This is a genomic window from Tabrizicola flagellatus (genome assembly GCF_046295235.1).
Classification (GTDB): Bacteria; Pseudomonadota; Alphaproteobacteria; order Rhodobacterales; family Rhodobacteraceae; genus Tabrizicola; species Tabrizicola flagellata_A.
In genome coordinates this window covers 41,031-52,631 of sequence record NZ_JBKBLV010000009.1, presented here as the reverse complement: position 1 = coordinate 52,631, position 11,601 = coordinate 41,031, and the positions used below count along the sequence as shown (strand labels likewise).

Annotated in this window: 8 protein-coding genes; 4 read left to right on the top strand and 4 right to left on the bottom strand. The window is 65.7% G+C overall.

Going from position 1 to position 11,601, the window contains the following annotated elements:
• Positions 1-23 precede the first annotated feature (23 nt).
• Positions 24-2,195 (bottom strand): 1,4-alpha-glucan branching protein GlgB, encoded by a 2,172-nt coding sequence (glgB, locus tag ACK4IU_RS05445; RefSeq protein ID WP_409732440.1) that lies wholly within the window; start codon positions 2,193-2,195, stop codon positions 24-26.
• A 30-nt stretch (positions 2,196-2,225) separates the two neighbouring features.
• Positions 2,226-4,619 (bottom strand): glycogen/starch/alpha-glucan phosphorylase, encoded by a 2,394-nt coding sequence (locus tag ACK4IU_RS05440; RefSeq protein WP_409732438.1) that lies wholly within the window; start codon positions 4,617-4,619, stop codon positions 2,226-2,228.
• Positions 4,620-4,871: 252 nt separating this feature from the next.
• Between ACK4IU_RS05440 and ACK4IU_RS05435 the strand changes: the two genes are divergently transcribed.
• The gene (locus ACK4IU_RS05435) at positions 4,872-5,069 is read left to right on the top strand and encodes a heavy-metal-associated domain-containing protein (protein WP_409732436.1); all 198 of its coding nucleotides are present in this window, start codon (positions 4,872-4,874) and stop codon (positions 5,067-5,069) included.
• Here the strand turns inward: ACK4IU_RS05435 and ACK4IU_RS05430 are convergent.
• Positions 5,066-6,406, bottom strand: coding sequence for an NAD(P)/FAD-dependent oxidoreductase (locus ACK4IU_RS05430; protein WP_409732434.1), 1,341 nt, complete (start codon positions 6,404-6,406; stop codon positions 5,066-5,068). The genes ACK4IU_RS05435 and ACK4IU_RS05430 overlap by 4 nt on opposite strands.
• Positions 6,403-7,560: an acetylornithine deacetylase gene (gene argE, locus ACK4IU_RS05425; RefSeq protein WP_409732432.1), complete on the bottom strand. Its 1,158-nt coding sequence runs from the start codon at positions 7,558-7,560 to the stop codon at positions 6,403-6,405. The genes ACK4IU_RS05430 and argE overlap by 4 nt, the downstream gene beginning before the upstream one ends.
• A gap of 250 nt (positions 7,561-7,810) precedes the next feature.
• Between argE and ACK4IU_RS05420 the strand changes: the two genes are divergently transcribed.
• Genes ACK4IU_RS05420 through ACK4IU_RS05410 form a run of 3 tightly spaced genes read left to right on the top strand, consistent with a single transcriptional unit; the run spans position 7,811 to position 11,575 of the window.
• Positions 7,811-8,833: an ABC transporter ATP-binding protein gene (locus ACK4IU_RS05420; protein ID WP_409732430.1), complete on the top strand. Its 1,023-nt coding sequence runs from the start codon at positions 7,811-7,813 to the stop codon at positions 8,831-8,833.
• A complete protein-coding gene (locus ACK4IU_RS05415; protein WP_409732428.1) occupies positions 8,826-9,875 on the top strand; it encodes an ABC transporter ATP-binding protein in 1,050 nt (349 codons plus the stop codon). The genes ACK4IU_RS05420 and ACK4IU_RS05415 overlap by 8 nt, the downstream gene beginning before the upstream one ends.
• Entirely contained in the window at positions 9,872-11,575 is a 1,704-nt protein-coding gene (locus ACK4IU_RS05410; protein ID WP_409732426.1) for a peptide ABC transporter substrate-binding protein, read from the top strand. The genes ACK4IU_RS05415 and ACK4IU_RS05410 overlap by 4 nt, the downstream gene beginning before the upstream one ends.
• Positions 11,576-11,601 lie beyond the last annotated feature (26 nt).

Below are 11,601 nucleotides of genomic sequence, written 5' to 3'. Positions count from 1 at the left end.
GGGCGGTCCTTGCCGCCTGAGTTTCAGTCCTGTTGCAGATAGACTGCCGACAACGGCGGCAGCGTGACAAGCGCCGACTGCGTCTGGCCGTGCCAGGGCGTCTTTTCCGTGGCGACCCCTCCCAGGTTGCCGCGGTTGCCCCCGCCGTAGATTTCCGCATCGGTGTTCAGGATCTCGTTCCATTTGCCCGCTGCGGGCAGGCCCAGGCGATAGGTCCGCTCCAGAGGCGTCATGTTGACGACGGCCACGACCGGCTTGTCGGCGTCGTTGCCCTTGCGCACCCAGGCATAGACCCCGGCTTCGGCATCGTTCGATTCTATCCACGCGAATCCCTCGGGCCGCGTGTCGTTCACATGCAGCGCGCGCGTCTCGCGGTAGATCCGGTTCAGGTCGCGCACCAGCCGCTGCATGCCACGATGTTCAGCGATATCAAGCTGATGCCAGTCGAGGCTCTGGTTGTGATTCCACTCGGCCCCTTGCGCGAACTCCTGCCCCATGAACAGAAGCTTCTTGCCCGGATGCGCCCACATGAAGCCGTAATAGGCCCGCAGGTTGGCGAACTTCTCCCAGCCGTTGCCCGGCATCTTGGCCAGCATGCTGCCCTTGCCGTGCACCACCTCGTCGTGGGAGATCGGCAGGATGTAGTTTTCCGACCAGGCATAGACCAGGCCGAAGGTCATCTGGTGATGGTGGTATTTCCGGTAGATCGGGTCCTTCTGCATGTAGCTGAGGGTGTCGTTCATCCAGCCCATGTTCCACTTGAAGCCGAACCCCAGGCCGCCCCAGTTCGCCGGCCGTGACACGCCGGGAAAGGCCGTCGATTCCTCGGCCACCGTCATGATGCCGGGGCATTCCCCGTAGGCGGTGATGTTCATGCTGCGCAGGACGTCGATCGCCTCGTAATTCTCGCGACCACCGTCCTTGTTCGGGATCCACTCGCCGTGCTTGCGCGAATAGTCGCGGTAGAGCATCGAGGCCACGGCATCGACCCGCAACCCGTCGACGTGGTACTCCTCCAGCCAGTACAAGGCGTTGGAGACAAGGTAGTTCTTCACCTCGACCCGGCCGTAGTTGTAGATCAGCGTGTTCCAGTCCTGGTGGAACCCCTCGCGCGGGTCCTGGTGTTCGTAAAGCGCGGTGCCGTCGAAGCGGCCAAGGCCATGCGCATCGGTCGGGAAATGCCCGGGCACCCAGTCGAGAATGACCCCCAGCCCCTTGCGATGCGCCGCATCGACGAAGGCGCGGAACTCGGACGGCGTGCCATGCCGGATCGTCGGAGCGAACAGGCCCACCGGCTGATAGCCCCAGGACCCGTCGAAGGGGTATTCACTGACCGGCAGGCATTCGATATGGGTGAAACCCATGTCGGCCGCGTACTCCACCAGCTGCTCGGCCAGTTCGAGGTAGCTCAGCATCCGGTCGCCGGGCGCGCGGCGCCAGGATCCCAGATGCACCTCGTAAATGATGATCGGCGCATCGATGGTGTGCCGTGCCGCGCGGGTTTCCATCCAGGAACCGTCATGCCAGTCGCCACGAATTGTCCTGACGACAGAGGCATTTGCCGGCGGATGTTCAGACCCGAATCCCACCGGATCGGCCTTCAGCGGCATCACCGCGCCGCCCGGCCCCTTGATCTCGTACTTGTAGGCGGTGCCCTCGGTCAGGCCGGGCATGAAGATTTCCCAGACCCCGGTCCCGCCGCGCCGCCGCATCGGGTTCCGGCGTCCGTCCCAGACGTTGAAGTCGCCCACGACCGAGACCCGTTCCGCATTCGGCGCCCAGACCGCGAAATGCACGCCTTCCACGCCCTCGTGCGTCATCACATGCGCGCCGAGCGCCTGCCAGAGCCGCCGGTGACTCCCTTCGCCCAGAAGGTATTCGTCCATTTCGCCCAGCACCGGGCCAAAGCGATAGGCGTCCTCGAATTCCCATGTGTTGCCATGGCCTTCCGCGCGGAACCTGTAGTTGGTCTTCCGCGCCATCTGATGCGTGAACAGCCCCGGCAGTCCCGGATAGGGCACCGCCTCGACCTCGGTCTTACCGGACAGAACCCACAGCCGCTCCGCCCCCGGCACGAAGGCTCGGACCTCCCAGCCCTTCGCCACCTTGTGCGGCCCGAGAACCCCGAAGGGATCGCCATGCCAGCCCCCGGCAATGGCCTCGGCCGCGCCTCTGTCGAGTGTCGTCTCAGCCATGCTCTCCTCCCCGAAAGCCTGCCGGAGCGCCTAAAGCGCCGATGTCGTCTGCCAGATCTCTGCCATGTAGCTGCGGATCGTCCGGTCAGAGGAGAAGAACCCGCTCCGCGCCGTGTTCAGCGCCGCCATCCGCCACCAACGGTCCGGATCCAGATAGGCCCTGTCCACCTCACCCTGGGCCGCGTGATAGGCCGCGAAATCCGAGGCCACGAGGAAGTAGTCCGAATGCCACATGCCATGGACCAGGCCGTGATAGCGCCCCGGTTCGTCGGGCGAGAAACGGCCCTCGGCGATCATCTGGAGGACATCCATCAGGGGCTGGCTGGCCTCGATCGCCTTCTTCGCATGCTCGGGGTCTTCGCGCCGCTTCTGGACCTCCTCGGCCGTCAGCCCGAAGAGGAAGAAGTTCTCGGCCCCCACTTCCTGCAGGATTTCCACGTTCGCCCCGTCCAGCGTGCCGATGGTCGGGGCGCCGTTCATCATGAACTTCATGTTGCCGGTGCCCGAGGCCTCTTTTCCGGCGGTCGAGATCTGCTCGGACAGGTCGGCAGCCGGGATCACCCGTTCGGCCATCGTCACGTTGTAGTTCGGCGGATAGACGATCTTCAGCAGATCGCCGGTCACCGGGTCGTTGTTAACAACCTCGGCCACGTCATTGATAAGGCGGATTATTTCCTTTGCCACCACATAGCCGGGCGCGGCCTTGCCGCCGAAGATCTTCACCCGCGGCACCCAAGGTCCCTTCGGGTCCGAGCGTAGCCGGTGCCAGTGCGCGATTGTCTCCAGAATGTTCAGAAGCTGACGCTTGTATTCGTGGATGCGCTTGACCTGCACGTCGAAGAGCGCGTCGGGCGAGACCTGGACCCCCATCTCGCGGCCGATCCAGTTCGACAGCGCCACCTTGTTCTGGCGCTTGGCAGCGGCGAACCGGTCGCGGAAGCCCTTGTCGGCGACATGCGGCTCCAGTTCGCGCAGGCGGTCGAGGTCTGCCTCCCAGCCCGCGCCGATCGTCTCGGTAATCAGCGCCGACAGGGGCCGGTTCGCCATCCGCAGCCAACGGCGCGGGGTGACGCCGTTCGTCTGGTTGATGATCCGACCCGGATGCAGTCCGTTCAGTTCCGGGAACAGGGTCTTCTTCACCAGCTCGGCGTGCAGCGCCGAGACGCCGTTGACCTTATGGCTCATGATGAAGGCAAGCTCGCCCATCCGCACTTCCTGGTGCTTGACGATGCCCACATAATGCGGACGGTTCGGATAGGCGCGGCGGTGCCAGCTGTCGATCCGCTCCACGATCTGCATGTGGCGCGGCAGGACGGTGCCGAACGTGTAGGTCGCCCAGCGTTCCAGTGCCTCGGGCAAGAGCGTGTGGTTGGTGTAGCCGAGGCAGGCCCGCGCGATGGTCAGCGCCTCGTCGAAGGGCAGCCCGTGGTCGTCCGACAGAAGCCGGATCAGCTCCGGCCCGGCGATGGCCGGATGCGTGTCGTTCATCTGGATCGCCACATGCCGCGGCAAGGCGCGCAGGTCGGAATGGTTGGCGAGATAGCGGCGCAGGATGTCCTGCAACGCGGCAGAGGTCAGGAAGAATTCCTGCTTCAGCCGCAACTCCTTGCCCTGGTAGGTGGTGTCGTCGGGGTAAAGCACCCGGGACAGGGTCCGCGCCAGCGTCTCGGGTTCGGCCGCCGCCGTGTAATCGCCCCGGTTGAAGCGTTCGAGGTCGAAGTTCGTCGTCCCCTTCGCCCCCCAGAGCCGCAGCGTGTTGGCCCACTTGCCCTGCCAGCCGATGACCGGAGTATCGAAGGCCTCGGCCGTCACGGTTTCCTGCGGATACCAGATCTCGCGGCCGTCGCGGCTTTCGACATGGCCCTTGAAGCCCACGGTGTAACTGCTTTCCGGCCGGGCGAATTCCCAAGGGTGCGCCTGCGCGAGCCAGTTCTCCGGCGTCTCGATCTGGCGGCCGTGGTCGAAATGCTGGCGGAACAGGCCGTGTTCATAGCGGATGCCGTAGCCATAGGCCGGGCAGCCCAGCGTCGCCATCGACTCCATGAAACAGGCCGCGAGCCGCCCGAGCCCCCCGTTCCCCAGCGCCGCGTCGGGCTCGTCGTCGATCACCGCACGCAGGTCCACGCCCACCGCCGCCATCGCCTCGTTCGCCGCATCGTAAAGGCCAAGGTTGATCGTCGCGTCCTCGAGGAGGCGCCCGATCAGGAATTCCATCGACAGGTAGTAGACGCGCTTGCGGTCCTCGGCCCAGGTGCGGCGGGTCGAGGCGAACCAGGGTTCGACAATCCGGTCGCGGATCGCGTGGCTCAGCGCCATGCGCCAGTCATGCACGCTGGCATGCGGGGCATCCTTGCCCACCGTGAAGGTCAGGTGGCGCAGGATGTCGGCCTGCAAGAGGTTCGGGGTCACGCTCAGGTCGGTCACGGGTCTATCCAGCAAGGTCTACTCCCTGGGAAGCCTAAGCGCCGCGGGACGGCGGTCAAGCGGGCATTCGGGGACGGCGGGTCGAAACGCGCTGTTACCGCAAACATTAAGCCCATTTAAGTGATTTAAAGCGGTTTGGAAACCTGATTCGGCGAATTTCGCGGCAGATCGGCAGGGATGTCGCAGCTTCGATTCTGGCCCTTGACGCGACGGGCCGGCTGCGCACCTATGCAAGGCAGAGAGGACCTGTCCATGACCACATTTTCCGTTCCCGACATGAGCTGCGGCCACTGCAAAGCTGCCATCGAGACCGCCCTGGCCGCAGTCCCGCAGGCGGGCGAGGTCAAGGTCGATCTTGCCACCCGCACGGTCGATGTCTCCGGCCCGGCGCCAACCGCCGAGCTGCTCAGGGCACTGGAGGCGGCGGGCTATCCGGCGACCGTCGTCTAGAGGCTCGGCCCCGGCTCGATCCGGCTGCCGTCCGCGAACCGCGACAGGCGGAAGCGATTCAGGTCATGGCCCACGGGCCGCCCCGTCACCAGGTCCGCCACAACGCGCCCCATGCCCGGCCCGATGCCGAAGCCGTGCCCGCTCATCCCCGTGGCGATGGTCAGGCCCGGGATCGGCGCGTGGTCCACAACGGGCACCACGTCTGGCAGGCTGTCGATCATTCCCGCCCAGGCCGCCTTCAGCTTTGGTCGGCCCAGCGAGGGGAAGGCCCTCGCGAAACTGTCCTGCACCTCGGCCAAGGTGCCCATGTTCGGCGCGGGGTTCAGGATGCGCTGGCGTTCGAAGGGGCTTACCCGGTCCATCGCCCAGCGTCGCGGCGTGCCCCAGGCGTCGGGGAAGCCCTTCGGGGCGGCAAGCCGGAAATTCGTGGACCGGAAATCCTTTTTCAGCACAGGCAGATAGACGCCGAAGCTGCGGAAGGCGTCCCTGCCGATGAAGAAGTCGTGCCGCGCACCAGGCGCGATCGAATAGCCCCCGTCCGCCCGGCGCCGGAAGGCAAAGTCGTCGTCCGCCGCATTGCCCGGGAAAATCTCCGGCATCGGTTCGGTCGCCGCGACCGAGGCCAGCACCGACAGCTGCGGAATCGCGATCCCATGCTGCCCGAGGAACAGCCGCGACCAGGCCCCGGCGGCCACGACGACATGGTCGCAGGCTATGCGGCCCGCTTCCGTCACCACGCCCGCCACGCGGCCGGCCGCCAGCTCCAGCCCCCTGACCGCGCAGGCCTCGCGGATGACGACGCCCTTCTCCTCGGCCACCGCCGCCAGCGCCGGGACCGCGACCCAGGGCTCGGCCCGCGCGTCCGAGGCCGTCCACAGCGCGCCCTTCCACGGCGCGACCGCCCCCTTCAGCATCGCCATCGTCTCGGCGGCGGTCAGAAGGCGCGTGTCCAGCTGATGCGCGCGGGAATGTTCGGTCCAGGCTTCGAAGCCCGCGATCTCGCGTTCCGTCTTCGCGAGATACAGGACACCGGTCTGGCGGAACCCGAGGCCGTCGCCCATCTCGGCCGCAAGCCGTTTCCAGATCGACAGGCTTTCCACCATGATCGGCAACTCGCCCGGGTCCCTGCCCTGCTGGCGCACCCAGCCCCAGTTGCGGCCCGATTGCTCGCCCGCGATCCGGCCCTTTTCGCAGACCACGACCGACAGGCCCCGTTCGGCGAGGAACCAGGCTGTCATCACCCCGATGACGCCGCCCCCCACCACGACCACATCCGCCCGCGCGGGCAAGGGCGCGTTGAACCGGACCGGCGAGGCTTCGGAGATCGGAAAGCTCATGCGCAGCGCTCCAGAAGCCGTTCCATGAACCGCTGGCCGGCCTCGAACTCGCTGACCTCGAGGTATTCGTCGGCCTGATGCGCCTGGGCGATGTCGCCGGGCCCGGCCACCACCGCCGAATAGCCCGCATCCTGGAACTGCCCGGCCTCGGTGCCATAGGACACGACGCCCGTCGCATTGTCTCCGGTCAGCGCGCGGGCCAGAGCCTCCGCCGCCCCGTCCACTTCGGGCCGCAGGGGCGAGACGTCGAAGAACTTGGACAGATGCACCCCCGCCTCGGGCCGCCTGGCCTTCAGCGCCCGGTCCAGTTCCATCGCAGCGTCACGGAACGCGCTGGCGTGGGCCTCGATGTCGTCATCCGGCACGCAGCGCATTTCTACGGCAAAGCGGCAGTCTGCCGCCGTGATGTTGTCCGCCGTGCCGCCCTGGATGCGCCCGACATGCAGCGTGGTGAAGGGAGGATGGAACCGCGCGGCGACCGGCCCCGGGGTCCGGGCCTGGATCGCGTCATTGCGGTCGTTCACCCACTGGATCAGCCGCGCGCCCTCCATGATCGCGGACACCCCCTCGGGCAGAAGCGAGGAATGCACCTCATACCCCTTCACATGCACCGCGTAGCCCGTGCCGCCCTTGTGCCCGGTGATGACCTTCATCCGCGAGGGTTCGCCGATCAGCGCGATCTCGCCCTTCGGCACCACGGCCTGCATCGTCTCGATCATCGGCGGGGCGCCGGTGCAGCCCACCTCCTCGTCATAGGACAGCGCCAGTTGCAGGGGACGTGCAAGACCCCGCGCCTGCGCCTCGACCACCGCCCAGACCGCCAGCGCGACGAAGCCCTTCATGTCGCAGGTCCCGCGCCCGTAGAGCCGCCCGTCGCGTTCCACGACCGTCCAGGGGTCCGAGGTCCACACCTGACCGTCAACCGGCACCACGTCGGAATGGCCCGACAGCACCACCGCCCCCTCGACCCAGGGCCCGGCATGCGCGACCAGCGCCGCCTTCTGCCGGTCCTCGTTCCAGTGGCGGAAGCATTTCACCCCCTGCCCGGTCAGGTAGCCCTCAAGCCAGTCGACCAGCGCAAGGTTTGATTCGCGACTGACGGTCGGAAAGCTGACCAGCCGATCCAGAATCTGACGCGGCGTCAGCGGTGTCATCGTGTTTTCCCTTGCTGGGTCTAGATGTGGTAGCCAACCTGTCGTCCGGTCCGAAACATGTCAATATCTGGCAAAGTGACGCAAGGTTCGGTCATTCTGCCCAATGAACGGTCTGGAATCGCGCGTCAAATCGGGATTGATAGAAGTCCGAGAATCGGAAAGACTTGACGGGAAGTCAGCAACCACAAGCTGCATGGCTGTAAAATCAGCCAATAATAACAAGACTTAAGAACGTCGCGGGGAGTATTGAATGGCCGATGGGGCCGCGTCTGTCCTTGAGGTCAAGGATCTCAAGACCGTTTTCCGCACCCGCGGTGGCGAAATTCACGCCGTGAACGATGTCAGCTTCCACCTGCGTCGGGGCGAACTGCTGGGCGTCGTGGGTGAAAGCGGCTCGGGCAAGTCGGTGACGATGATGTCGCTTCTGCGCCTTCTGCCAATGCCTCCGGCCGAGATCCGTGGCGGTCAGGCGATTCTGAACGGGCGCGACCTCCTGTCGATGAGCGACGACGAGTTGCGCACGGTTCGGGGGGCCAAGGTCGGCTTCGTGTTCCAGGACCCGATGACCAGCCTCAATCCGGTCTTCACGCTGGGCAACCAGATCATGGAGCCGCTGATCAAGCACATGAAGATGACGAAGCCCCAGGCCGAGGCGCGGGCCGTCGAGCTTCTGGAACTGGTCGGCATCCCGGATGCGCGCAACCGGCTGTACCAGTATCCGCACCAGTTTTCCGGCGGCATGCGCCAGCGGGTGATGATCGCCATCGCGCTGGCCTGCGACCCCGACGTGCTGATCGCCGACGAACCAACCACGGCGCTGGACGTGACGATCCAGGCGCAGATCCTCGAACTGGTGCGCGAACTGAGGCGGAAGCTGGGGATGGCGATCGTCTGGATCACGCATGACCTTGGGGTCATTGCCGGAATCGCAGACCGGGTCATGGTGATGTATGGCGGCCAGATCGTCGAGCAGGCCCCCGTGCGCGAACTGTTCGCAAACCCGCAGCACCCCTACACCCGGGCCCTGTTGCAGACCATTCCCCGCATTACGGGGGACCGCGAGGCGCGGCTGAAGGTGATCGAGGGCCAGCCGCCGATCCTGACCGCGCCGCTGACGGCCTGCCCGTTCCGTGCCCGCTGCGAGTTCCGGCACGACGCCTGCGACGCGATGAACCCGTCGCGTCGGGCCGTGGACGGGCTTCCGATCGGACGGGGCCACGATGTTGCCTGCCACTGGCATGCGCCCGCAGGACGGGAGGCAGCCGATGCTTGATGCAGGACCGGCGCCCCTGGTTCAGGTCCGCGACCTGAAGATGCATTTCCCGATCTACGCCGGGATCTTCCGCAGGCATGTCGGGGACGTGAAGGCGGTCGATGGCGTGTCCTTCCAGATCCTTCCGGGTCAGACGCTCGGGCTGGTCGGCGAATCCGGCTGCGGCAAGTCGACCGTCGGTCGGGCCATGCTGCGGCTTTATGAACCGACTGCCGGCCAGGTCATCATCGATGGCGACGATGTCGCCCGCCTGCCACCCGAAGCCCTGCGGAAGAAGCGACCGACCATGCAGATGGTCTTCCAGGATCCGCAGGCCAGCCTCAATCCCCGCATGACCCTGGCCGAGATCGTCTCGGAACCCCTGGATGAACACACCGACTGGTCGCGGGCGCAGAAGCTGGAGCGGGTTTACGAGCTGATGGATCAGGTCGGCCTGAACCGCCGCTTCGTGAACCGCTTCCCGCACGAGTTTTCCGGCGGGCAGCGCCAGCGGATCGGGATCGCCCGCGCGCTGGCGCTGAAGCCGAAATTCATCGTCTGCGACGAACCCATCGCGGCACTGGATGTCTCGATCCAGGCCCAGGTGGTGAACCTGCTGGAGGATCTGCAGGAAAAACTGGGGCTGACCTATCTGTTCATCAGCCACGACCTGTCGATGGTCCGCCACCTCGCGCAGCGGGTCGCAGTGATGTATCTGGGCCGGATCGCAGAGTTGTCTCCCTCGAAAGATCTCTACGCCCGCCCCCTGCATCCCTATGCCGAGGCGCTTCTGTCTGCCGTGAACGAGCCGGACCCCGAGCTTGCCGCCCGCCGAAAGCGCATCATCCTGAAGGGCGACGTGCCCTCGCCGGCGAACCCGCCGAAGGGCTGCAACTTCTGCACCCGCTGCCCGAAGGTCATGGACATCTGCAAGACCGTGAAGCCCGACCTTGTCGAAGTCGAGCCGGGGCGCATGGTCGCCTGTCATCTCTATACACCCGCCGCCGGATCAACCGGCGCGCCCGAGGCAAACGAGCGTAACCAACAAGGAGAGACGCGATGAAACTGAGAGCCGCCCTTATGGGCGCCGTTGCCGTGCTGGGCATTGCCCCCGCGGCCTTTGCCGAACGCGGCACCGACGGCGAGGTGAAACTCACCTTCCCGCAGGCCGTGTCGATCATGAACCCCTACCTGTCGGGCGGGACCAAGGACATCTATGCGTCCTCAATGGTGCTGGAGCCGCTGGCCGGTCTGGACCCCAACGGCGTGCTGATCCCGAAACTGGTCACCGAAATCCCGACGCTGGAAAACGGCGGCATTTCCGAGGACCGCACCTCGATCACCTGGAAGCTCCTGCCCGATCTGAAATGGTCGGATGGCACCCCGGTGACGGCAGATGACGCCGTTTTCACCTGGCAATACTGCACCCATCCGGAAGGCGGTTGCAGCCAGGCCACGAAATACGAGGGTGTCGCTTCGGTGGAGGCCGTCGATCCCCAGACCATCAAGGTCACCTTCAACGGCCCGAAGGCGAACCCCTATACCGCCTTCGTCAGCGCGCTGTCGCCCGTCTTGCAGAAGGCGCAGTTCGAGGCCTGCCTCGGCGCTGCTGCCCCCACCTGCACCGACGCCAACAACATGCCGATCGGCACCGGGCCGTTCAAGGTCACCGGCTTCACGGTGAACGACACGGTGACCTTGGCCGCGAACGAGAACTACCGTGATCCGGCCAAGCCGGCCTTCGCGACCGCCGTCATCAAGGGCGGCGGCGATGCGGAAGGCTCGGCCCGCGCCGTGATGGAGACGGGCGAGTTCGACTATGCATGGAACACCCAGATCCCACCGGACACCCAGGCCTCGATGCTGGCCGCCGGCAAGGGCCAGTTCGTCGTCGCCTTCGGCACGCTGGTCGAGCGGCTGGAAACGAACACCACCGACCCCGACCCGGCCCTGCCGGAAGGCGAGCGTTCCACCGCCAAGCATCCGCACCCGATCCTGTCGGACATCAAGGTGCGCACGGCGCTGTCCAAGGCCATCGACCGCTCGATCCTGGTCGAAGTCGGCTATGGCGCCGGCGGCAAGCCGACCTGCAACGTGATCCCCGGGCCGGAAGGCTGGGCCTCGGACAACGAGGGCTGCATCGCGCAGGACATGGAAGGTGCCAAGGCTCTCTTGGACGAAGCCGGCTGGAAGGACAGCGACGGCGACGGCGTGCGGGACAAGGACGGCAAGAAGCTGAAGCTTCTGTACCAGACCACCGTCAACCCGATCCGCCAGGACTTCCAGGCGCTGATAAAGGACTGGTGGACGGAACTGGGGGTCGAGGTGGAACTGAAGGCCATCGACCCGGGCGTGTTCTTCGGCGGCGATCCGGGCTCGCCGGACACCTTCCAGAAGTTCTACGCAGACATCGAGATGTATGCCAACAACTCGGAAAGCCCGGACCCGGAAAGCTATCTGGGCCAGTACCAGTGCAAGAACGCGCCGACCCCGGAAACCCAGTGGCAGGGTGAGAACATCAACCGCTTCTGCAACCCGGAATACGACGCGCTTTACGCGACCATGGCGACCACGACCGACATCGCGGCCCGTCAGGAGATTGCCAAGAAGCTGAACGACATGGTGACGAAGGACTCCATGATCGTGATCCCGCTGGTCCACCGCGGCACCCTGTCGGCCCATTCCAACACCCTGGGCGGCGTTCAGATCAACGCCTGGGACTCGGAGATGTGGAACGTCGCGGACTGGTTCCGCGTCAAGTGACTTGACCCGGGTGGGGCCGGAGCAAT

Bases quoted from the DNA above. Each gene is read 5' to 3' on its own strand.
- argE (WP_409732432.1), bottom strand. From the start codon at position 7,560: ATGACACCGCTGACGCCGCGTCAGATTCTGGATCGGCTGGTCAGCTTT.
- ACK4IU_RS05430 (WP_409732434.1), bottom strand. From the start codon at position 6,406: ATGAGCTTTCCGATCTCCGAAGCCTCGCCGGTCCGGTTCAACGCGCCC.
- ACK4IU_RS05420 (WP_409732430.1), top strand. From the start codon at position 7,811: ATGGCCGATGGGGCCGCGTCTGTCCTTGAGGTCAAGGATCTCAAGACC.
- ACK4IU_RS05410 (WP_409732426.1), top strand. From the start codon at position 9,872: ATGAAACTGAGAGCCGCCCTTATGGGCGCCGTTGCCGTGCTGGGCATT.
- ACK4IU_RS05435 (WP_409732436.1), top strand. From the start codon at position 4,872: ATGACCACATTTTCCGTTCCCGACATGAGCTGCGGCCACTGCAAAGCT.
- ACK4IU_RS05415 (WP_409732428.1), top strand. From the start codon at position 8,826: ATGCTTGATGCAGGACCGGCGCCCCTGGTTCAGGTCCGCGACCTGAAG.
- glgB (WP_409732440.1), bottom strand. From the start codon at position 2,195: ATGGCTGAGACGACACTCGACAGAGGCGCGGCCGAGGCCATTGCCGGG.